At 63.2% G+C, this 21,375-nt stretch carries 20 protein-coding genes; 1 reads left to right on the forward strand and 19 read right to left on the reverse strand.

Annotation, left to right across the window (positions count from 1 at the left end; genetic code table 11):
- Nucleotides 1–324 precede the first annotated feature (324 nt).
- Both nrdR and ACFMO5_RS01805 read right to left on the reverse strand, forming a co-directional pair.
- The gene (gene nrdR / locus ACFMO5_RS01800; protein WP_376791061.1) at nt 325–855 is read right to left on the reverse strand and encodes a transcriptional regulator NrdR; all 531 of its coding nucleotides are present in this window, start codon (nt 853–855) and stop codon (nt 325–327) included.
- Nucleotides 856–1,117: 262 nt separating this feature from the next.
- Nucleotides 1,118–1,735, reverse strand: coding sequence for a histidine phosphatase family protein (locus ACFMO5_RS01805; protein WP_376791062.1), 618 nt, complete (start codon nt 1,733–1,735; stop codon nt 1,118–1,120).
- A 301-nt stretch (nt 1,736–2,036) separates the two neighbouring features.
- Here ACFMO5_RS01805 and ACFMO5_RS01810 point away from each other — a divergent pair, with 301 nt between their 5' ends.
- On the forward strand, nt 2,037–2,300 hold the full coding sequence (locus ACFMO5_RS01810) for a hypothetical protein (protein WP_376791063.1): 264 nt from the start codon (nt 2,037–2,039) through the stop codon (nt 2,298–2,300).
- A gap of 212 nt (nt 2,301–2,512) precedes the next feature.
- Here ACFMO5_RS01810 and ACFMO5_RS01815 read toward each other — a convergent pair whose 3' ends face one another.
- From ACFMO5_RS01815 to ACFMO5_RS01895, 17 genes are all read right to left on the reverse strand, one after another.
- Nucleotides 2,513–2,734, reverse strand: coding sequence for a hypothetical protein (locus ACFMO5_RS01815; protein WP_376791064.1), 222 nt, complete (start codon nt 2,732–2,734; stop codon nt 2,513–2,515).
- Nucleotides 2,735–2,829: 95 nt separating this feature from the next.
- Nucleotides 2,830–3,252, reverse strand: a complete 423-nt coding sequence (locus tag ACFMO5_RS01820; protein ID WP_376791065.1) for a hypothetical protein — start codon at nt 3,250–3,252, stop codon at nt 2,830–2,832.
- Nucleotides 3,253–3,419: 167 nt separating this feature from the next.
- The gene (locus tag ACFMO5_RS01825) at nt 3,420–5,321 is read right to left on the reverse strand and encodes a glycosyltransferase family 39 protein (RefSeq protein ID WP_376791066.1); all 1,902 of its coding nucleotides are present in this window, start codon (nt 5,319–5,321) and stop codon (nt 3,420–3,422) included.
- The gene (locus tag ACFMO5_RS01830) at nt 5,252–5,617 is read right to left on the reverse strand and encodes a class I SAM-dependent methyltransferase (protein ID WP_376791067.1); all 366 of its coding nucleotides are present in this window, start codon (nt 5,615–5,617) and stop codon (nt 5,252–5,254) included. The genes ACFMO5_RS01825 and ACFMO5_RS01830 overlap by 70 nt, the downstream gene beginning before the upstream one ends.
- An 84-nt stretch (nt 5,618–5,701) precedes the next feature.
- Nucleotides 5,702–6,877 carry a glycosyltransferase gene (locus ACFMO5_RS01835; protein ID WP_376791090.1) on the reverse strand — a complete coding sequence of 392 codons (1,176 nt, stop codon included), beginning with the start codon at nt 6,875–6,877 and terminating at the stop codon, nt 5,702–5,704.
- A 5-nt stretch (nt 6,878–6,882) separates the two neighbouring features.
- Entirely contained in the window at nt 6,883–7,740 is an 858-nt protein-coding gene (locus tag ACFMO5_RS01840; RefSeq protein WP_376791068.1) for a class I SAM-dependent methyltransferase, read from the reverse strand.
- Complete coding sequence (locus ACFMO5_RS01845; RefSeq protein WP_376791069.1) at nt 7,737–8,486, reverse strand: methyltransferase domain-containing protein; 750 nt, start codon at nt 8,484–8,486, stop codon at nt 7,737–7,739. The genes ACFMO5_RS01840 and ACFMO5_RS01845 overlap by 4 nt, the downstream gene beginning before the upstream one ends.
- Before the next feature lies 1 nt (nt 8,487).
- A complete protein-coding gene (locus tag ACFMO5_RS01850; RefSeq protein WP_376791070.1) occupies nt 8,488–9,666 on the reverse strand; it encodes a DegT/DnrJ/EryC1/StrS family aminotransferase in 1,179 nt (392 codons plus the stop codon).
- 2 nt (nt 9,667–9,668) lie between these two features.
- Nucleotides 9,669–10,295: a hypothetical protein gene (locus ACFMO5_RS01855; RefSeq protein ID WP_376791071.1), complete on the reverse strand. Its 627-nt coding sequence runs from the start codon at nt 10,293–10,295 to the stop codon at nt 9,669–9,671.
- Between the two features lie 357 nt (nt 10,296–10,652).
- The gene (locus ACFMO5_RS01860) at nt 10,653–12,014 is read right to left on the reverse strand and encodes a hypothetical protein (protein ID WP_376791072.1); all 1,362 of its coding nucleotides are present in this window, start codon (nt 12,012–12,014) and stop codon (nt 10,653–10,655) included.
- 76 nt (nt 12,015–12,090) lie between these two features.
- Complete coding sequence (locus ACFMO5_RS01865; RefSeq protein WP_376791073.1) at nt 12,091–14,481, reverse strand: hypothetical protein; 2,391 nt, start codon at nt 14,479–14,481, stop codon at nt 12,091–12,093.
- A 167-nt stretch (nt 14,482–14,648) separates the two neighbouring features.
- The gene (locus ACFMO5_RS01870) at nt 14,649–15,602 is read right to left on the reverse strand and encodes a glycosyltransferase family 2 protein (RefSeq protein ID WP_376791074.1); all 954 of its coding nucleotides are present in this window, start codon (nt 15,600–15,602) and stop codon (nt 14,649–14,651) included.
- A 266-nt stretch (nt 15,603–15,868) separates the two neighbouring features.
- The gene (locus tag ACFMO5_RS01875) at nt 15,869–16,804 is read right to left on the reverse strand and encodes a glycosyltransferase family 2 protein (protein WP_376791075.1); all 936 of its coding nucleotides are present in this window, start codon (nt 16,802–16,804) and stop codon (nt 15,869–15,871) included.
- A gap of 2 nt (nt 16,805–16,806) precedes the next feature.
- Nucleotides 16,807–18,153, reverse strand: coding sequence for a glycosyltransferase (locus tag ACFMO5_RS01880; protein ID WP_376791076.1), 1,347 nt, complete (start codon nt 18,151–18,153; stop codon nt 16,807–16,809).
- A gap of 271 nt (nt 18,154–18,424) precedes the next feature.
- On the reverse strand, nt 18,425–18,637 hold the full coding sequence (locus ACFMO5_RS01885; protein WP_376791077.1) for a hypothetical protein: 213 nt from the start codon (nt 18,635–18,637) through the stop codon (nt 18,425–18,427).
- 359 nt (nt 18,638–18,996) lie between these two features.
- Nucleotides 18,997–19,980, reverse strand: a complete 984-nt coding sequence (locus ACFMO5_RS01890) for a glycosyltransferase family 2 protein (RefSeq protein ID WP_376791078.1) — start codon at nt 19,978–19,980, stop codon at nt 18,997–18,999.
- Complete coding sequence (locus tag ACFMO5_RS01895; RefSeq protein WP_376791079.1) at nt 19,977–21,308, reverse strand: glycosyltransferase family 4 protein; 1,332 nt, start codon at nt 21,306–21,308, stop codon at nt 19,977–19,979. The genes ACFMO5_RS01890 and ACFMO5_RS01895 overlap by 4 nt, the downstream gene beginning before the upstream one ends.
- Nucleotides 21,309–21,375 lie beyond the last annotated feature (67 nt).

Below are 21,375 nucleotides of genomic sequence, written 5' to 3' on the forward strand. Positions count from 1 at the left end.
GGCCGCGTAAGCGGCCCTCCCCCACAGGACGTTTCATCGTCGCAACAAAGCAACGCGGATGCATCCTACAGAGGCAAGCCTTGGGCCTGCCCGATGGGGCGCCCGGTTGTAGGGGCACCCACAAAGGGGGGCCCTACAACAAGCGGGATCCCCCTACGGGGAGCGCATCCCCACCCATCGGAGCGCCCACCGAAGCCTACCCGCTCGCCGATACCTCCATATATGGCGGCACAAAACCAAATGAATCCAATATATGGCGAATTCGAGGGCGCAAAAAGGACCATTCAGCGATCTTTCCAAGTGCTGAAATCGGCAGCGGTTGGCTCAGGATCCTTCCGTTGGGGCAGGGCTGGCTTCCCGGGCGCGGTTCTGCAGCAGGTTATCGATCTCCCGTCGGATGCTCTCCAGATCGCTCAGGCCGAGGTAGACGATCGCGTAACGGATATAGGCGATCTCGTCCAGCTCCTTGAGCCCGGCGATGACCATATCGCCGATCTGGCGGCTGGGGATCTCGGACCGGCCCATCGCCTGGAGGCGGGCCTCGATGCGTTCCACCAGGCGCTCCAGGGCCTCGGCCGGGATCGGGCGCTTGGCACAGGCGATCTGGATCCCCCGGAGGAGCTTCTCCCGGTCGAAAGGCTCCCGGCGCCCATCGCGCTTGATCACCATCGGGGCGAGGTGGAGCGGGCGCTCGATGGTGGTGAACCGACGCAGGCACCGCGGACACTCCCGACGCCGCCGCACCGCCCGCCGCTCGGCCTCCGGCGTGGTGTCGATGACCCGCGTCTCCTCGCTCCCACAAAAGGGACAACGCACGCTCCGGAACCCCCATATATAGGGTAAGAAATCCGCCATCCCGCCAGATGTTCGGATTCCAACGGGCCTTTATCTTAGCACGGGGAAGGGCGGCCTGTCAAGACCCAAGGATCGCTTTAAAGTTGCGCCCGGCCGTCATGGATCTCCGAGGACCCGTCGCCGCCCGGGAGCGCTGTCTCGTTCCACAAACCTGCGATCGGTCCGACGCCGAACCTCCCGGGCCCTCGAAACGCTTTGTGTTCCCCAATGAAGCGGCGAGATGCCGAAGCGCTCACCCTCCCTTCGCAGAAGGGGACAACCCTTATGGATCGAGGAGACCGCCCATCCAATGGCACGTGTCGTTCAACCGCTGCACCCTCCAGCGCCCGTCCTGAAGCACCAGCTCCGTGAGGGAGGCGTTGTCGAAATGGAAAGGGGAAGGCCGGTCCAACGGCAGGCCGAGCCATTGCCGGAAGAAGACGCTGAACGTCCCCCCGTGGGCGACGATCGCCAGGCACCGCTCCGGCCGGGCCATGGCCGCCTGCATCGCCGCCCAGACCCGGGCCGCGAAGGCCGCCCGCGGCTCCACCCCCTCGATCTCCGCCGTCGGGTTCTCCTCGAACTGCCGCCACGCCCGCCGCAGCGCCTCGATCTCCACCCCGGTCCGCCCCTCCAGCGGGCCTTGCCCCCGCTCCTTCAGGCGCTCGTCCACCTCCACCGGGACCCCCCAGGCGGCGGCGAGGATCTGGGCGGTCTCATAAGCCCGCCAGAGGGGGCTGCAGAGGATGCGCTCGGGGGGATCGCCGCGCAGGCGCTCCGCCAGCCGGCGGGCCTGCTCCCGGCCCACCTCGTCCAAAGGAACATCCGCCCACCCTTGGACGCGCCCCTGGGCGTTCCACGCCGTCCGACCGTGTCGGATCAAGAAGAGACGCTCTGCCATCCTACGATCCCAAGGACCGGCTGCTATCTCTCGATTCTATCTTGATGATCTTCCTCCCAATAATGCCTGGAGGCCTGCGCCTCGTCAAAAGGCCGGGAAATGAGATGGAGGGCCACGGCCATTTGGGGCTAACCACCCTCCAGCCTCCTCTCCGAGCGCTCCCCCGGTTTAATTCCTTTACATCTACATCACATCTGCTCTCCATCCTTCCACCCTCATCGAACAATCTGCTGCCCTGAGTCAGGGATCTCTCATCACGTCCCTCCATTCTGGAGAGGAATCCGCTCCCCGCGAGCACCGGATGACACGCTACCACGGCCAGCATCAGCAAGATCGGCTCGACCGGCAAGCGGTAGCGGGTATTGCCGGCCACCGAGATCGCGTAGGGAGCGGTGAACGCAAGCAGCCACCAGAGGCTGACCAGCAGGGCAGCGCGATGGCGGCGGTAGGCGAACATCGCGCCGATGAACGCCACCGCCAACAGGAGGATCTGGATGCTGTGGCGCAAGAAGTAAAAATATCTTGGCTCCACAATGTTCTCGTTGGTGATCTGATACGTGGGTGAGATCAGCCAGCAATACCCAATGCGCCTTAGGGTTAACTCGAGGAAGCGAGGGGGATGAACGATGATCCGCTCCCAAGCCTCGCGTTGCAGGACAGCATATCGTTCGGCCCCGTTGAGCGGGCTGAGACAGGCCACCGGCTCGGGCGGGGGCGCGTTCTGTATGGGCCCGCCAGTCATCGTATCGAGAAAGCCGGTGGCGTTCGGATTGTCGCCTATCCAAAATTCAGGCCGAACGAGGCCTTGAGCGGCACAGAGCGCTTGAACACCAGATAGTTGCGCACGGTCCACGGCGAAACGATCGCCATGGCCAGCAGCACGGCGCCGGCAAGCGGCAGCGCGCTGCGTCGCCGTTCGGGCGGCGCCTGCCGGAGCCAGTAGATCAGCGCGACCCCCGGCACGGCCATGAGCGAAATCGGTTCAGCCAGCCAACCCACACCCCAGATCCCTCCAAGCAGGGCAGCGCGCCGGCCGGTCGGCCGAGCAAAAAAGAGCACTATCGCATGGAATACCAATGCGGTGAAAAACGTAGTCATATCGCTGGCGAAATCTGCTTACAAAAATAGATCAGCGGCGGATAGGCCATCGTAAGCGCTGCAGAGATGATCCCGATGGCGGGATTGAACACCCGCGCGGCGATCTTCCCGATGAGGTAGATGATCGGCGCCGAAAGCAGCGCTGGGGCCAATTCAGCCGCGGGAAACGGCAACGGGATAGGAAGCCACAACCAGAGCGTGAGGAACAGCGGATAGAGAGGAGTGTTGAGCGCCGTCGGCTGTTCGGGACCCAGCCAACCGCCGCCAGCGAAACCCTCGCCGGCGATCAGGTTGCGAGCGACGATCCCGTACGCAGCGGTGATCGGTGACCGGTAGTCATTCCACACGAAGACCGCCCCAACCCGGATCACCAACCCAACCAAGGTCAACATCCAAAAGAGGCGGTCCAACCGATCCATCGGTGCCACCCCCTGTTCCCCCAAGGACAACGCGACCGGTCGCCTGGATTCATGTCGATAAGCCAGGAGCTCTCCGACCGCTCGGACATGACGTGTCGGACCGACAGTATCGTAGATTGCCTGACTCCTTTTTTTTATCGTCCCCACAAGCGGCCGAAGAGGATACCTTACGGCCGCTCCAGCCTCCCAACCGGCACGCCGTCCCCTTCCCCACCGGCCCAGCGGGCCTGCCACCGCCGCCCGGATTCCGGATCGTACAGCCCGACCCGGACGGTGTACGCTCCGTGGAGGTCCCGGGGCAGCAGCACCCGGACGAAGACCGGGTAAGGGCGATCGAGGGGCCAGCCGGAGATGGGGACCAGGTCGTTCGGCAACGGGCCGTCCCGCTGGGCCACGAGGCGGCCGGACGGGTCCAAGACGTGGACGAACATCCGGGGCGGTCGCGGCACAGGCCCCACCCGAGCCCAGGCCATGGTCACTCCCAGCCCATCCCCTGGCCACCGGGGTGGCCGCAGATGGACCCCCCACAGCTCGATCTTCCCCTCGAAATCGGCGCGGAGGGGAGTTAACGGGCGCCCGCGGAACGGCAGCCACGTCTCGTAGTACGCCACCCAGAGGGAGCCGAAGGGCTGTCCCCCCACCTCGAACCCGTTCTCCCACAGCAGGCCCTCGAAGAGCCCGAGGGGGTCCACCACCTCCTGCTGCCACCCGAAGAGCCACAGGCGCCACGGCCCCTCCGAGGGGCCATACGCGCGACGGGCTTCCTCCAGCCAGGCACGGACCTCTTCTTCATCCCACACCGGCGCCTCGGGGCCTATAAGGAGCGGCGCGGGGACCTTCATCCGGGTCCAGTAGTAAAGGACCGCCCAGTTGGCCCGCAGGGCGAGGGCGGCCTCGCCCGGGCGGATCTGTCGGGCCACGTGGGCGACCGCCTCCCGATAGGGGTCCCGTCCGCGGTGGGGATCCGTCCACCACGCCCACCAGGGGCCGGCCAACAGCCCCCAGAGGGGGAGGAGGACCAGCCACCCGACCCACCCCGAGCGGGCGCGTCCCAGCCGTCCCCCTCGCGCGGCGAGCGCCCGCCCGAGCCGGGCGGCGCCCCCGGCGACCCCCAGCACCCAGAAGGCCCAGAGGAAGATCAAATAGCGGGGGTGGAAGAGAGCGAAGCGGGGGAAGATGCCCACCAAGGCGATCACCGCCAGGGCGAGCGTCCCGAGGGTGAGGGCGGCCCACCGCCGGGCGAAGGGGCGGGGTGTCCAGGCGGCGGCGGCCAGCAGGAGGGCCGGGAGCCACGTCCATTCCCCCGGCCAGAACCCGTGGGCGAGGCCCGCGAGCACCGCTGACGCCGTCGTGGGCGGCCGGACGAAGGCCTCGGGCTGGGCGAGCCGCCCCCGAGCGAAGACCAGCCACGGCCCGACCAGCAGCGCCAGGCCGAGGAGGCTCCAGCCCCAATACCGGCGCGCCGCCGGGTCCTTCCGGACGGCCAGGCCCAGCCCAACGGCCATCGCCGCCATGGGGAGCAGCCCGTAGTAGTGCGTGAGGGCGGTCCCGGCCGCCAGGAGCGCCCAGGCCGCGAACCGGCGGGGGGTCGGCCGGCGGATCGCCGCCTCCATCGCGCCCCAGGTGGCGAGGGACCCGGCCGCCAGCATCGTGTACATCCGGGCTTCCTGGGCGTAATACAGCCAGAAGGGCGAGAGGGCCATCGTGAGCGCGGCGAAGGCCCCGGCCGGCCGCCCCCAACCCCGATCGGCGAGCCGCACGGCGAGCGCCACGGCCAGGACCCCGAACGCCAGCGACGGCCAGCGCAGCGCCCCCTCGCTCTCCCCGGCGATCCGGATCCAGAAGTGGAGGAAGAGATAATAGAGGAAGGGGCTGCGGTCCGCTGCCGTCGCCCGCATCATCTCGGGGATCGGCATCCGGGCCAGATGCCACGACCACCCCTCGTCGAACCAGAGGGAGGGGGAGTGAAGGCCATAGGTGTAGAAGGCGGCCGAGAGGATTAAGCACAAGATAGATGCCCAAAATACGAGCGTGGCTTCCTTTTTGGAGAGCATCGCAGAAAGAGCCATTCAACCGCTCCGAAAAGAAGGCGGTTCGGCCCGCTGAAGAAGCATATCCCATTCGGGCGAAGCACCCGCTGGATCTCCGATAACAGAGCACGCCAGTCGGTTACATGCTTGTAAACCCGGGCGCGGATCACCAAATCGAAGATGGCATCAGGGAGGGGAAGGCTCAATCCATCCCCTGCGCAGAATTGCACCCGTGCGCCATGAGAGCGAGCTAGGCGCAACGCTTGCTCGTCGATATTTACGCCAAAGAACCGCCAGCTTCCCCAACGCTGATAACCTAATGGACCACCCCGCATCCAATCCCCAGCTGGGCCGTCTCCTAAGCCCACCCCAAGATCAATCGAATCTTCCGGGCTTTGCTCCGACGCCCTTCCGGATCTTTACACCCCTCCCAGCATGCCCAATAGTTCAACTGATAGGCTTCTTTCATCCCTCTCTCCCTCGATCAGGCATACGAGAGCATCGGCGATATGATCTGGGTCAAACCACAGCTTAAAATTAGCGGTGTTGGAGCGGAAAACCTGCAATTGATCCGGGTGGGCGAGGGCACTGCGGAGCCCGCTTGCAATCGCCTCCACCGATGGTTCGCGGATCACCCATCCCACCCGTCCTCTGCGAACGAGGAGGCCAAGATCTCCTACATCCGTCGCGATCACCGGCAATCCGCATTGCATCGCGTCCCCGAAAACCATGGGGATGCTTTCCTGGCGCGATGGGATCAGCAGATAATCGACCGCTTTCATCATGGCTACCACATCCTTGGGAGATGCATAGCCGTAAAGATGAACCATGCCCTGAAGATTATAAAAGTGTAGACGCCCCTCAACCCAGTGACGTAAGGATCCATCGCCGAACATATGAACCCGGACCCCTTCCAACTCGCCCCGCAGGTTCCCAAGCGCTTCGATCAAAAGATCCACCCCCTTTTGATGCTCAAAGCGCCCCACATAAAGCAAATGCCAGCGAGCCGGAGGCAGTGAGGCAGGGGGAACCTCCATGGGCAAGCGCCTCGCAGAGGGGAGGAATCCACACGGCCTCGACGCCAGCTGTTCCACCTCGGAGGCGAGCCGCTGCCCATCCGCAAGGCGGAAAAGCGCATTGCCCAGGACGTGCCGCACGATGGCTTCACCGAACGGATAACGATGTCGGCCCCAGATATCTGATCCCAGCGCCCACACCCCATACGGGATGCCCTCTCGTCGCCAAACGGCGTAAGCGAAGGCCCCCGAGGGGATCGCCCACAAGGCCAAACATATATGGGGCCTCAGGATCCGCACTGTGCGATGGGTGAAAATGATGCCGCTTAGCAGCAGGCTGGCGAATCGCACCAAATTTAAAGCATTGACCGGCTGAGGGGCCAGCTCCCGATACCCCCCAAGCCATGGAATCTCTAGAACCGGGATCTGGGGATCGTGGATCGGCTGATCTTTGCGGGGGGTGAGGACCCAAACCTGATAGCCCCGATCGGAAAGGCTGAGGGCCAGATCGCGGGCCAGAACCCCGGCGTTCCAGGGCCGATCCGGGCTGAGCGGATACGAGGAGGTGATCAGCAACACCCGCCTCAATCCCGCCTCCTTAACAGCCAGGCCGTGTAACGCGCCCAGCGATCTAAACCGATCGCTGCTGCAAGGCCTTCTAAGGGATAGCCAATGGCCAGGAAGAGATAAAGCAAGAGTCCTGTGTGCCCTCGGCGGAGCCAGGCAGATGCCCATTCCACCAGAGGCCTTCTCCCCTTTTCCCCACCGCCAGGCTTCCATCGGGCAAGGCAACGGAAGAAAGGAATCCACGGGATCCGTTCACTGGCCTGCCTCCTAACAACTTGAAACCCATGACGTGAGAACAGGTCTTCCCACTCCATGCGGGGCCTGGGGAACACATAGAATCCTTCCTCGCTCCCTCCGCATAGCTCCATCGCGATCAACCGGCCCCCCGGCTGCAGCACGCGCCGGGTCTCGCGAAGCGCCTCCTCCTGGCTCTCGTGCGGAAGATGCTGCAGAACGGTGACTGAAACCGCCCAGTCGAAGGAAGCATCCCGGAAACCCAGACGGGGGATCTCCATCGCCACCCAGGAGCCGGATGAAGAGAGTTGAAATGCCCAACGCAGGGCGTGCGTCCCCAGATCAATGCCAACCGTTGAAGCCCCCAGGTTTTGAAAGAGACGGGACCAGCGTCCCGTGCCGCACCCCAGGTCTAAAACCCGCTCCCCGAACCGAGGGGGGCATGCCTGCAGCAGCTTCCGGATCGCGCGATACTGCCAGAAAGCGAAGAAACGATTGAAGGCGGCAGGCATGCCTCGATAGAGATTGTGGGTCAGATCGATGGTTGCAGCCCAGGACCCAACGTCCAGCGCGGATAATGTGCCGTCGTGGCGTTTCCAGAAACTTTTCAAATCCTGGTGGAACTCGGAGCCGATCGTCATGGCTGAAGGATGAACTCCACATGCCAGGTTAAAATCTCCCCGAGCAACGGCAGCCGCGATAGGTTCAAGGGCAGAAATCGAACCCCCTGATGGAGGACTTGGAAGCCTGCGCGGCGCACGAGCCTCTGCGCCCGTCGTATGGTCATGGGATACAACCCGTAATCCCCGAAGGCTCGAGCGAACGATGTTGGCTTCGTGGGATACCGTTGGGGGATCCAATCCCCCTGTCCCCACCATCGGCGGCGACGGGCGATCGCCGTCGCGATGCGCTCTCCGAAGTAATGAAAAGGTGAAAACTGATGTCCGCCCCATGGGCTGTAGAACGGGGGGAAACTTAGATAAACCCAGCCGGTGGCTTTGACCACACGATGGATCTCACAAAGCACTTCCAGAGGATGAGGTACATGCTCGATCAAGCTGGCACAAAAAACACCATCGAAGGCCCCGGCCGCGAAGGGCAAGCGCATCGCATCCCCTTGCGTCACAAACACTTCCCCCGTCAAACTGCGTGGAGCCGAGAGATCTAAGGCGACCACCACGGCGCCTCTCTCCTTTAAGGCCCGAGAATACCCACCGTAGCCACACCCCACGTCCAACACCCGCTGCCCTTGAATCGCACACCCCTGTTGAGCGAGCCGATCCAACACCCAGGAACCCTGGTAGTATTGAAAGGCTCGGTAATCGGCCTCGCTCTGCAGCCGACGTCGAGCTAACCGCCATAGGTTCCACCAGCGCCGAAGCTCCATCTCAAAGCCTTCCTTTGGCCCACAACCGATGTAAAGTATCGATCACATAAAGGACATCGGATTCGTCCATGTGAGCTGTCAGTGGGAGGGAAAGGGTTTCCTCGGAGATCCGCTCGGCGTTGGGGAACATGCCCGGACGATAGCCAAACGCCTCCCGATAAAAACGGTGGAGATGTAAAGCTTTATAATGGATCCCTGTTCCTATCCCGGCCTGGTGCAATAAACGGATCAGCTCATCGCGCGAGAACGGCGCCTGGCGACGATTCACCCGGATGGTGTAGAGGTGCCGCGCGTGGACGATACGCCTGTCCTCCGGCGGGAGGGAGATCCCCTCTAAATTCTTCAATCCATCATTGTAAAGATGCCAGAGCCGCTCCCGACGGCCTAGCCAAGCTTCCAGGTAGGGCATTTGGGCCAACCCGATCGCCGCCTGAATATCCGTCATATTGTATTTATAACCGGGCTCAAGCACCTCATAATCTGGGAACTCCTCATCGCGATAGCGACGCCACGCATCCCGGCTTAATCCGTGAAGACGGAGAACCCGGGCGCGCTCCGCCCACTCTCCGGATGCTGTCGTTAACATGCCGCCCTCCCCCGTAGTCAAGCTCTTGGTGGGGTAGAAACTGAACGCGGCGGCATCTCCGAGCGCCCCAACCTTGCGTCCCTTGTAGGAGGCCTCGAGAGCGTGGGCGGCATCTTCGATCAGGAAGAGGCCGTGACGCCGGCAAAGATCTGTGAAGGCATCCATCTCACACGGACGCCCCGCATAATGCACGACGATAATCGCTCGGGTGCGCGGGGTGATGGCCGCCTCAGCCGCCTCAGGGTCCAGATTCCCTGTGAGCGGATCCACATCCGCGAAGACTGGGCGCGCGCCGACGTGGACGATCACGTTGGCGGTCGCCGCGAAAGTCATCGGCGTGGTGATCACTTCATCTCCCGGCCCCACACCGGCCAGGCGCAAGGCCAGATGCAGGGCCGCCGTGCATGACCCGACGGCTACGGCGAAGGGCGTACCGATGTAGCGGGCGAACTCCTCCTCAAAAGCCGCCACGCGAGGCCCTGTTCCTAGCCATCCGGAACGCAGCACCTCCACCGCCGCCTGAATGGCCTCTTCAGGCAGGCGGGGAGCCCCAAACACCAGATAGCGGCCACGCGGAGGAACTGTGCGGCTCACCTTTATCTCCCCATTCGCCTTAGAATGAGATCCACCCGCTCTTGAAAGAAGCGGGGATCCAGGCGTTCCGACCACCTCACCTGTAAATAACCGACCAGATTGCCTCGCATGAAGATCATCTCATGAACCCATATTCCCTCCCCGGTTGGCCCCGTGGCAGGCCGGACCTTCAAATACGCCGAGTCCGCCGGTGTGGATAAAGCCCGCCACGAATCCCCCCCTGTGGCCAAGCGTTGGGCATACTGCTCCAGGGCCAGCCGGGCCTCTTGAAACACTTGTAATCGGACGACGATCCCCTTGATGAAAGGGTGGTAGCGATCCTCCTCTATAGGATAGCGCCATTCTACACCCCGAGAGATCGAGTTGGAGATCTCCGTCCGGATCGTATACAGCACCCGCATGAAGGGAAAATCCGAGGGCCGGAGGGTTGCCGCCTCCAGGTCCACCTCCATGGGATAGATCGTCGAAGGGGTGATCGGGATGGGAGGAGGCACGATAGGGGATTCCTCATAAACAGGAGAGAGGGGAACTGTCGCCGAGACCATCGACGAGGGGGGGCGGACCCGAGCGCACCCCACCAAGAGCCCAACGACCCCCAGCCAGCGGGGGATCTGAGACAATAACGTCATCTTTCTCTCCCGTAACAGGCAAGATGGCCCAACTAGCATCGCCACTTTGGACCGAACAGGATCGCCGAGCAAAGTCCAGGCATCCTCCAGCGCCCCATTTAAAAACCTGAAGATCCCACGGGTTCGTTGGTGCGATCGTTCGACAGGCTGCGGATTGAGCCTGCGGCTCACACCTCGTTCGGTCCATACGGAGGATCCCGAGGGCGGTCTCCGGAAAGCCTGGAGGGCGAAACCCTGTTCCCTCGTCCTCCATCCGGAAGGCCCAACGGTGACCCCACCCGGCACCAATAAAAATGCTGGGGTGCGCCCTCCGCACCCCAGCATGATATTCGATCGATAACGTGCCCGCAAAGAGAGCTATGGGACCTTCACGCCCGGAAAGCCCGCCGCCACATCCCCTTCCTTGATCAAGCTGTTTTGATCGCCGATCACCGCGATCGGTTTGTCCGAGATGATGGTGACGCTGCCCAGGAATCCGGCGGGGATGTGGCCATCACTCAACTGGTTGAAGGTATAGGAATCCGAGATGGAGACCGACCGCTGGACCGTTCCCAGATTCCCAGAGTAGATCAGAGTCAAATTGGCGCTTCCCCCGCCGATCACCTGAACCGAGAAAGTGGTGATCCACTGCCCACCGCCAAATTGATTCTCGATCAAAGGCACCGCCATCTTGGTCCCCACGTCCGATGGGGAGAAGGCCGTGTAGCCGATGGCCCGGTTCCCGGGACCCAATGTGTTGGCGATGTTGTAGGCGATCACCAGGGGTTGGTTTGAGGTCACCGTCGCCGCGCCGTAGAAATTAGAGGCCAACGGGCCGCCCGTGCATCCGCCATAGTTCCCCACAGCTGGGTTCAGGTAAAGGCTGCCGTTCGCGGAGATCGTGCAATTCAAAACTTGACCGTTCGTGAACTGGATCTGCACGTTAGCGGGGCTTGACGCTGTGTTAATCATAGTGAAATCCGTGGTCCAGGGGCCATAGGCATGGATGTAACCAGGCATATATAGCGTGGTGCTTGCTTTGCTCAAGGGTAGGGCAGCATAAGAAATCAGCAGACCTCCCGTCGTCTTGTATTCATCTACGATGACAGCGACCGGTTGAGTGGCCGCGATGATCGCCGATCCGTTGAAGTTGTTGAGGTTGGGGTTGTCATATTGATCCACCAGAGCCGCAGCGCCCGGCTGGAGACCGGTGATCGACTGGGTTGTCACAACGCTGCCCCCGCTGATAAACCGGATCTCCACATTGGCAGGGGAGGACCCCGCGTTTTGGATGGCCATCCGGGTGTTCCACGGGCCAAACTTAGCCATCACAATGGGGGCGAAGACGGTGGTGGAGGGCTCGGTGATCCCAGGATAGGCATCGGAGACGTACTGGGCGCCGGACAGGTTGTTCGCCACAGTGGCGATGGCGGAAACCGGCTGATCGGCGCTGACGATCGCCGCCCCCACCCAGCCGTCCGGCAGCTGGCCACCCCCATCTAAGGTGTGAAGGGCCGGGTTAAAGTACGCGGAGCCACCAGCAGAGACGTTTGAGAAGGTTTTCTTACCTGCCTGCGTCCCATCAGGGTTATAAAAAGTGACGACGATATTGGCAGGCGCAGAGCCTATGTTTTGAATATTGAAGTCAACGGTGAACGCCCCTGGGGGGGCCCCCAACGCGGAGCTCGCAGTACCCGCGACCACGAGCAGGAGACCCATCCACCGAATCCACCGTCCCATTGCTACCTCCATATTTAGATAGATTATCGTCTATATCGTACCGATCCCAAGCCCCGTTGTCCATACCTCGTTCGGGTTAATCCCCGCGCCTCGAAGGGTCACAGCCAGAAAATTTGAAAATCCAAACCAAGTCCCGATGGTAAACCGCCTCCCAGAGCCCCTCCTCCATCTCGTCAGGCCTCCACAGGGGAGGGATCGGCGCGTTAACGGATCCCCGCCGCTGGCCGATATACACATAACACCATCCCCGCGCAGCGAGCTGCCACACGATCTGTGGATCCCGTCGCGCGAGCCGGGCCACCCCCTCCCGCAGCTGCGCCGGCAGCTGCGGATCGTCGGTCCGCTCGATGGCGTACGGCAGGGGGGGGATCCAAGCGGGGCGACGGGCCAGCACGGGAAGCCACCATCCCCCATCGCTGCCCACCACATCCTCCCCGGCATACGCGGGAAAGCCGTTAATTAAAAAGCGCGCGTCCGTCTCCAGATGCTCCCGGATCCACGCCATGGCCCTTTGATCCGGTCGGGTCAGCAAGGCGTAGCGATAGGGATCCACCTCCCGCGCTCGATCCCGCCCTCCCCACAATCCAAGCACCCCGACCAGAATCAACCCCTGCCACCCTCGCTTCCGCAGCGCATTCGATACGCCCAACCCTTCCGTTCCGATCGCAATGAGGAGGGCCATCGGCAGATAGAAGGCAATCCAGAAGGCAAACGAATGGATGACCCATGCCCCTGGGAGGCGGAGGAGGTGGGGATGGGCTAAGAAGAACACTCCCCCCCACCAAGCGATCAGGAGCCCGGTTTCTCTTCGCCGTTGGATCCACCCAGCCCCCAAAGCCAGGATGCCGAGTACCCAACCCCACTGGGGCATATAAAAACGTAAATCCTCCCAAGACGGCAAGGTCACTTCCCCCCACCCCGTCGTCGAGGCTTGAACCAGGCTGACCCCCAGTCTTCCTTCCCGAACTCGAAGCAACCATGGGGCTATCAGACCCAAGGAAAACGCCCCAATCGCCAGCCAGCGGAACGCGCCGAAGGGGTTCTCTCGCTTCCATGCACGCCACAACCGGACTAAACCCCATGCCCCTAGGAAGGCTCCATAGAAGACCAGAACCCGGTAATGGGTCAGGGCGAGGCCAGCCGCCGCCCCCGCGACCAGAAAAGCCTCCCGCCAGCTCCATGTTGGGCGCTCCAGCAGATCCCAGGTTAAAGCCACCGCTACAGGCAGGATCGCCTGGCCAGCAAGCTGTGGATAACGCCCCCAGTTCACATAGAACATCGGCATCGGCCAGAGCAAGGCGGGCATAAGCACAGCCACCACGCCCGCCCACGCGGACCCCCGGGCCAGCCGGCGGGCCAGGGGGTAAAGCGTCAGGACGGCAAGCGCGTTCAGAATTTGTCCTCCCACCAGAACAGCCTGAACGGCGGACCAACCCAACGCCCAAGCGAGAAGCGCAACCGCGCTGTGGAAGCCGAAGTGGTAGGTGAAGCTCTGGATCGGTGCGTAGGGCTCCCAGCTTCGGAAAAGCCCTCCGTGGTCCAGCAACAACTGGACAATGACCGTATGCTGCAACCCATCCCCCCACATGGGGGCCTCCAGCGTGCGCACCGCCAGCAGCCGCACGCCGAAGGCCATAGCTATGATGAAAACGAAAGCCAGATCGGGCCAGAAGGCGTGGGAGCGAGCCCAGCCCTGGAGCGCTTCCCATCCCTTTGGGGGCCGCCAGCGACGGTGCCGCCAGGCCAAGGCGGCCAGCCCCAGGGTAATAGGGCCCCAGGCGTAAAGAGGCCCCAGATGCAACCCCACCAAATCGGCCCAGAGGAACAGCAGAGGATAGAGAGCCAGGCTGAGGCCCGCCGCCAACCCCATCCGGGCGGGCCAGGGGAGGTCCCCTCCCCCGCCTCCGGGGGCCTCCAGGAGGTAAGCAAGCACCGCATACCCCGGCACCAAATACAGCAGCGCCGCCACCGCCAGCAGCCCCAGCCCTTCCAACATTGCCCGCCCCAGCTCCAGCGCCATCCCCCATGGGTCGTAGGTCAGCCGGAAGGCCAGCTGCGCGTCCAGGGGTTCATGGTCCCGGTAGGCAGCGCCGTCCAGGTACGCCCCGCCCGGCGCCGCGCCCACCCGCACCGCCCCGATGCCCTCCAGCTCCAAAAAGGCGTAGCGGTAGGCGCTGGGGGAGCGGTGGTCCGGCGCGAAGGAGAAGCGATAAAAGCCGGGGGCCGCGACCTGATCTAACGAGAGCACGGCCTCCGCCAGATCGAGGGTGGATTGAGGGTCCGCCCGCAGGCGGAGCCGGAGCCTCCCCGCGCTCCCCGGCGCCGGCTCCAGCCAGAACTCCACCCCATTCAGCCCCCCGTGCCGGGCCACGAAGGTCTGGCCGACGGTGTGGCCGGGCTCCAGAACGATCGCTGCCTCGGGGACGACAGCGGTCTGATCCCGGTCCACAAAGGGCGAGCAGCCCATCAGGAGCAGGAAGGCTCCGATAGGGATCAGCCGAGCGATGTGGAACCTTCGTCTGTTTCGTAGATATGCTCGACCCTTAGGCATGCCCCCCTCAACCCTTAAAGCCTTCAGAGGGCCTCACGGAAGCAGCGAAGCGCTTCCGGCGCTGGGACGAGCTCCAGGAGCGCTCACTTTCCCCGGTCCCGCTCCAGCTCCAGCCGCCGCACCCGATGCAGCACTTCCTCCAACATCCTCCGGTTCATCTGGATGAGATCCGCCACCAAGCCGATGAGGCAAACCTGGAAGCCGACGATGGTCAGGATGGCGGCCAGGATGAGGGACTGGACATGCCCCGCCCCCCCGCCTCGGAGATAGAAATACAGGAAACGGGCCCCGAGGGCCAAGCCCCCAGCGATCAACAACCCCCCGAGGGTCGTGAAGACCCGCAGGGGGCGGTACATCGTATAGAACCGGACGATGGTGACGGCGGAGATCGCCACAAAGGAAGGAATGCTGCGGATCAAGCGGGACGGCCGGGTCGGCGGGTTGGTCCCCACGGGGACGTAGACCACCTGCATGCCCCGCGCCCCTGCCTGGATGAGGGTCTCCAAGGTGTAGGTGTAATCGCCTAGGACGGTGAGGCGCATGGCGGCCTCCCGCGTGAAGGCCCGGAAACCGCTGGTCGCGTCCGGGATGGAGAGGCCCGCCGCCCGCCCCACCACCCAACTCCCCCATCTCTGGAGCCACCGCTTGAGAGGGGAGAAGTGCGCCAGCGCCGCCACCCCACGGTCCCCCACCACGATGTCGGCCTGGCCCTCCAGGAGGGGCTGGACCAGCCGGGCGAGGTCCTCCCCTCGGTACTGGCGGTCGGCGTCGGTGTTGACGATGATGTCCGCCCCCAATCTCAACGCCGTCTCCAGACCCAGGGCGAAGGCCGCCGCCAGCCCCCGGTGCCGTTTCAGGCGGACGACGTAGTCGGCCCCCGCCGCCCGCGCCACTTCCGCCGTGCGGTCGGTGGAGCCATCGTCCACCACCAAGACCTCGATCCGGTCCACCCCCGGCAAGGCCCGGGGCAGGTCGCGGAGGGTCTGGGGGAGGGTCGCCTCTTCGTTGTAAGCGGGAATCTGAATGATGAGCTTCAAGGCCGGAATCGGTACCGGAAGATTCCTTAACTAAGTAACTGGCGAGCCCATTCTACTGTGAGGCGAAGCGTCCTTCAACCCCATCATGGAAGCTCCGACCCCTGAAGTCCCTCCACCGATCGACCAGCGGCGCTGCACCGCAACGCACCGCGGGCTTCCCGTCCACAACCTCGGTATAGAGCGCCTCCAGCCGTTCCAGGTGCTCCTCCATGGTCATCGGCGGCCGGACACCGGCGGAGGAGGAGGCAGGGGTCATCGATCAGGCGCTACATAACATACATAAATCTTTTCGGAACCTCCCACGGCGGCACCAGGGGCTCCAGGAGGCGCGGCCTCCCGGGGCGGCGCTGAGCCAAGAAGGGTCGAAGGTTCCGAAGCCCCTCCAGCCGCCCGAGCAGAGGGTACCGATCCCGTCGCCAGGCAATCGCATAGATCACCGCCAGCAGATCGTACAACAGGATCACCGGGAGGTCCTCCCCTGGGGCGTTCTTGGCCACCAGCCACACCTTGTTCCGCCCCAGCAAGATCTTCTTGCGGGGCGAGCCCTCCCCCAGGGTGGCGCTGCCCTGATGGCGGACCACCGCCCCGGGGACATAAATGCACCGCCACCCGGCGATCTGGGCGCGCCACGCCAACTCCACATCCTCCAGATAAGCGAAGAACCGTTCATCGAAACCCCCGAGCTGCTCCCACATCGACCTCCGGTAGAGAGCCGCCCCCGCTGAGGCCCCAAAGACTTCGCCTCCCGTCTGGACCTCCACCACCGGCCTTCCTCGCCACCGATCCCAGGCGATGGCCGCACGGTCCATCGCGATGCCCGCGCTCTGCACGATGTCGGGCCGATGATCGAACACCATCAGGCTGGCGCAGGCCCCGATCCCCTCTCCGGCTTCCATCCCCTCCACCAGCGCCTCCAACCAGCCGGGCTCGGGGAACGCGTCGTCGTTCAGGACCGCCAGGTAATTCCCTCGGGCCAGGCGCATCCCCCAGTTCACCGCTGCCGCGAACCCGATGTTCGTCTCGCTTGTCTCCACCCGCAGCGCCATCCCGGCAGGGACGCGGATCCCTCCACCCCGGCCCCCCTCGTTCCAAACCACGATCACCTCGAAATCCTGAAAGGTTTGTCGGGAAAGGGCCTCCAGGCAGCGCGTCAACCGGGCCGCCCCTCTCCAGGTTGGGATCACGACGCTCACCGCTGGCACGTTTAGTCCCCCACCGAGAGAACCTCGCGATACATCTGCTCCAGCGCTTGAACATGGTCCTCGACAGAGAGGATCTGTGCCGGTCCGGGCACGTCCAGCTCCTTCAGGATCGAGGGGCAGCGGACGATCCGCTGGAGGATCTGGGACAAGCCCTCCACATCCCCCGGCTCGAACAGGAAGCCGTTCACCCCGTCCCGGACCACTTCCGGCAGAGCTCCGATGCGGGAGGCTACCACGGGAACGCGGTGGATCAACGCCTCACGAGCCACCCTGGAGAAGGTCTCCGGGCTGATCGACGGGATCACCAGAAGATCGATGGAGCGATAGATCTGGCTGCGGTCCTCCAGAGCGAAGGGGCCCCGGAACACAATTCGGGGGTCCTCCCCACCTAACCCTCGCAGCCGTCGAAAATACGGATAGGATTCGTCGATCGGGCCGAATAGATGCAAAGAAACGCCCTCATCCGGGATGCGGCGGAAGGCCTGAATGAGGAGATGCACGCCCTTGGGGGGCCGGAACCATCCGATATAGCCAATCCGCAACGTGTTCCTTTCCCCGGGCTCCGGAACGACCTCGCTGTCCGGGGGCAAGATCCCCAAGGGAAGAACTCGGATCTCCGGCTGCGTTATGTTGTTCCGGCGAAACACCTCTCGGACGAAGTCGCTGGGGGCCATTAAAAGCGCGCAGCACATCAGCGCCTCGCGGAAGAGGGCGTGGCGTGCCTGAAAGCCCCTCTGATCCGCCTCAGCCCACGAAGATAAGGCAGCCCCCCCAATCCGACGCATGATCCGTGAAACAAGGGGAGCGGGAAGCCACGGCTTAATCGCTCGCAGAAGCGAGTGCAGTCGGGAAGTCGGGCGGGGCCCCCGAACGCACGCCACACAATCGCCGCCCTGGAACGGCCCCGGGCATGGCTGCCCCCACCGGTTCAGGAGATGTACGCGATGGCAGAGCGGCCAGAAATCGTGGAGGGTCATCAGCATCGGAATCCTTAGGGGGCGCGCCCGGCAGGGCAATCGGGCGGAGAGCCCGATCAGATGCTGGAAGTGGATGAGATCGGGTCGGGTCTCCTGAAGAACTTGAAGAAAGATCTCCTCCATCCGCTCATCTACATAGGTGTGCAGGAAATGATGGGTCTGCTTAAAGTCGTTCACGACGCGAAGGATCGACAGCCCATCCACTTCCTCACGGATCAGCTCGTAATCGGGGCGTTGAAAATCGCTTTCCCGACAGAACACCCAAACGGCATGGCCCCGACGGGCCATCGCTCGGGCGATCTCCCAGGTGTGGATTTCCACACCGCCCAGAGCAGCAGGAGGAAATCCGTTGGCCACATATAAGAGACGCATCCTCCCCCTTACCTCCAGACGGCAGGCAGCCATATCCGATAAACCTGGCTAACCGCCTGAACTTGAACCGAAAGGTCCATTGAAACCCCTTCCCCGCCAATATGAATCGTGCGGGTATATGTTCCTGGCGGCGTATCCCGAGTCTCCCCCCACAGGATTGAGACACCCCAAGGAAGGGATACAGAGGAGCTTGCGGATATGCGTTCTGGATCCAAGCGGCTTTTGTCAAGGTGATTTCATCCCCTTCCACCGACCCGATCTCGGCAACGATCTACGGTTTGGCGTAGGAACAGGCCAAGTCGCGGAAGACCGCGTCGTAAAGATCGTGGAAGGGCCGCCAAACCACCAGCTGGCAGGCGTTGTACCAATTGTACCCGCTCAAGCCGATCCGATCGACATAAGCGTCCCCTGGGTAGCAACGGTGGAGATCGTTCCAGGGCTCGGGCGGGTCGCTCGCGCAGTTAGGGCTCCAAACCCACTCCACGTTGGGGGCCTCCTCCTGGGCAAAGATCCAACGGACATGGCGACAGACCACAGCATAAGGGAAGGATCGGCCCCGATGCGCCCCACCCACCACAGGGAATCCGAGGTGTTCATCCCGTGCGCGAAGCGAAGGAGGAAACGCTCAGGGCGCGCCTTTAAGGCGCGCGCGACCCCCCTTTTGGATCTCCTACCCATGCTTAAGCGTGGGTCGAAGATGAACCGCGTGGGCGATCCTCGGCACCTGGGCGGGTATGGAAGTGACCGCCGTGGAAGCGCCGCTATTTCTGAAAGAAAGCCGTGGGCTCAAAATCGTCAGCCCGATGGGAAGAAGATTCAAGGTTACCTTTAAGTTCTTCAGGCTCACCCCCGGCGGACCCGCTCCTGGCGGGAGAGAAACCGAGAGATGGAAGGCCGCCGGGTGAGACCCCGAATGCCCGCATAGGTTCCCATCCCCGCCGCAAAATGCCAGGCCAAGCTGTGCAGCATCCAGAAGATTCTCTGCCGGAAGGGCTGGCTCCGGAAGGGCTCCTGGGTCCAGATGAACCGCCAATCCCGCCAACCCTCCCCGATCATCCCCCGGACGACGGCCCCCAGCCCGAACCGCCGGTAGGCCGGGGGGTCGAAACGTTCCCGAAAAGCCGCCGCATAATCAGCGTTCTCCCGGAACAGCTCCAGCAGCCCATAGTCGTGGGAGTGGAAGACCATGGAGCGGGGCTCGAACACGATCGCGTACCCGGCCTCCAAGACCCGCTCCGCCCAATCGGCGTCCTCCCCAAAGGCCATCGGGCGAAAGGGGATCCGCTCCCACACGGCGCGGCGGATCGCCGAGCTCGTATTGGAGAAATAAATGTAATAAAACCGGTTGGCCTCGAACTCCTCCCGGGAGGGAGGCATCCGCTTGATCAGGCGAGTCGTGCCGCCGGTCTGCCAATGGGTCACCAACTGGCGCACCAGAGAGGGGCACGCCCCAGGGCGAGGGAGGTGACGGCTGAAGACCCCGGCGATCGCTGCGTCCTCCTCCATCGGCGCGATCAACGTCTCCAGCCACTCCGTGTTGGCCGGGGTGGCGTCTTGGGAGAGGTAGACCAGGTACACCGCGTCGGGGTGGGCCAGCCGGCCTCCCAGGTTGCGGGTCTCCCCGTGGTTGAACGCTTCAGGCGGGATCTCCCACAGGCGCACCGGGTAGCGGCCTAAGATCTCTCGAGAACGGTCGCGGGACCCTGAATCGATGGCCAGCACCTCGAAGGGGAACGAGGTTTTCTGGGCGAAGATCCCCTCCAGGACCTCGCCGAGATAGCGCTCGCCGTTCTTCACCAGCAGGATAATGGTGAGCCGGGCTTTCATAGAAAGCGCTTCCCAAAGAGCCCATAAAGTCTATTCAGAGCGCGAACAATCCACCTAGACCGCAGCCGATCGATCTCCCAACGCAGGGGGATCAACGCATAGACGCGACTCCGTGCAACCGAAGCGTCCGGTGCCATACGCGGCTGTTGGAGAAACTCCACGATGGGGCGCACAACCGAGGACCAACGCAGAGTCTCCCGAAGCGCAGACGTACGCGCCGCCAGCTCCGCCCGGGGCAGCGGGTCGTTCAGCCAGGCCAGCAGGGCGTCTGCTACGGCGATTGGATCCCGCGGGGGAATCACCCTGGCAAGGCCGGAGGCCGCCAGGAGGTCGGCCAGTTCGTCCCCCGCGCTCAGCACACAAGGGAGAGACGCCCATAGGTAATCCAACGACCGAGCGCGGATGGCGTAGCGACTCTCCCAAGGGTTCTCATGGAGGCTGATTCCCACGTCCGCCTCCAGCAGATAAGCGCCCCTCCGTTCATATGGCACCCAGTCCAGGAAGAAGACGAAACGGCCCAGCCATCCAGCCTCGCGGCATCGCTCCAGGAAACGGGCCGCTTTGGACATCGGAGGAACGACCTGAGGATCGTAATGCTGGAGGGCACCAAACACCAATCGCACATCCTGACGCTGGGATAAAACCCGCTCGAGGGCTGCAGCCAAAGTCAACGGATCCGTCCATTCCCAGATCCCGCCCATCCAGAGCACGACCTTGTCTTGGGGACCAACCCCGGGCACCACGCCCTTAAGAACCGGGCCGTCGGACCGTGGGGGGTCATCGGGGATCCCCATGGGGACGCGGGCGAACCAGCGTTCGGGATCGAGGAGCAGGGTGCGTGGATTCAGGCGCCCAGCCATCCACAGCACCCCCATCCAAAAATCCAACTGACGCTCCGTCGCGCAAAGGAAGAAATCGCCGTTGCTGAGATAAACCAGCGTTTCCGCGATCAATAAATCCACAATTGGAAACGAGGGGTCCGTCATGGCCTGGATCATGGCCATTTCAATCTCCGGCACATAATACAGATCCACAATCGTTGGAGGGTCTAAAGGCCTTCCAAGCCAATGAATGATCCGACTTAATACCGGCCCCACCGCCATGACCACATCGCTGTCCCGAATCCACGTCTCGAGCGATTGGGGATCATCCCACGAGAATCCCACCACCTTCACCTGGTCTGTCCCACTAATCCCTGGATGAGGAGTCGCCAACGTGACGGGAAACCCGTGCTGGGCCACAGCGCGGGCAATCTCCCATGCTCGGATCCCAGGACCAGCCATGCGAGGTCCAATGTGCTCATGGGTTATGATCAACAGTCGAGACATGGCATCCACCAAGGCTGGAATTTAACCGGCTTTGAATAGTTTAATTGGGTCAGCTGTTCTTCTCAAC

It is taken from the genome of Thermoflexus sp. (assembly GCF_042408365.1).
Taxonomy (GTDB): domain Bacteria; phylum Chloroflexota; class Anaerolineae; order Thermoflexales; family Thermoflexaceae; genus Thermoflexus.

What these genes read in the sequence shown, in the direction of transcription:
- ACFMO5_RS01895 (WP_376791079.1), bottom strand. Translation starts at nt 21,308, where the DNA reads ATGTCTCGACTGTTGATCATAACCCATGAGCACATTGGACCTCGCATG.
- ACFMO5_RS01860 (WP_376791072.1), bottom strand. Translation starts at nt 12,014, where the DNA reads ATGGGACGGTGGATTCGGTGGATGGGTCTCCTGCTCGTGGTCGCGGGT.
- ACFMO5_RS01810 (WP_376791063.1), top strand. Translation starts at nt 2,037, where the DNA reads ATGACACGCTACCACGGCCAGCATCAGCAAGATCGGCTCGACCGGCAA.
- ACFMO5_RS01840 (WP_376791068.1), bottom strand. Translation starts at nt 7,740, where the DNA reads ATGACGATCGGCTCCGAGTTCCACCAGGATTTGAAAAGTTTCTGGAAA.
- ACFMO5_RS01890 (WP_376791078.1), bottom strand. Translation starts at nt 19,980, where the DNA reads ATGAAAGCCCGGCTCACCATTATCCTGCTGGTGAAGAACGGCGAGCGC.
- ACFMO5_RS01855 (WP_376791071.1), bottom strand. Translation starts at nt 10,295, where the DNA reads ATGACGTTATTGTCTCAGATCCCCCGCTGGCTGGGGGTCGTTGGGCTC.
- ACFMO5_RS01830 (WP_376791067.1), bottom strand. Translation starts at nt 5,617, where the DNA reads ATGCGGGGTGGTCCATTAGGTTATCAGCGTTGGGGAAGCTGGCGGTTC.
- ACFMO5_RS01880 (WP_376791076.1), bottom strand. Translation starts at nt 18,153, where the DNA reads ATGCGTCTCTTATATGTGGCCAACGGATTTCCTCCTGCTGCTCTGGGC.
- ACFMO5_RS01805 (WP_376791062.1), bottom strand. Translation starts at nt 1,735, where the DNA reads ATGGCAGAGCGTCTCTTCTTGATCCGACACGGTCGGACGGCGTGGAAC.
- ACFMO5_RS01845 (WP_376791069.1), bottom strand. Translation starts at nt 8,486, where the DNA reads ATGGAGCTTCGGCGCTGGTGGAACCTATGGCGGTTAGCTCGACGTCGG.
- ACFMO5_RS01820 (WP_376791065.1), bottom strand. Translation starts at nt 3,252, where the DNA reads ATGGATCGGTTGGACCGCCTCTTTTGGATGTTGACCTTGGTTGGGTTG.
- ACFMO5_RS01825 (WP_376791066.1), bottom strand. Translation starts at nt 5,321, where the DNA reads ATGGCTCTTTCTGCGATGCTCTCCAAAAAGGAAGCCACGCTCGTATTT.
- nrdR (WP_376791061.1), bottom strand. Translation starts at nt 855, where the DNA reads ATGGCGGATTTCTTACCCTATATATGGGGGTTCCGGAGCGTGCGTTGT.
- ACFMO5_RS01865 (WP_376791073.1), bottom strand. Translation starts at nt 14,481, where the DNA reads ATGGGCTGCTCGCCCTTTGTGGACCGGGATCAGACCGCTGTCGTCCCC.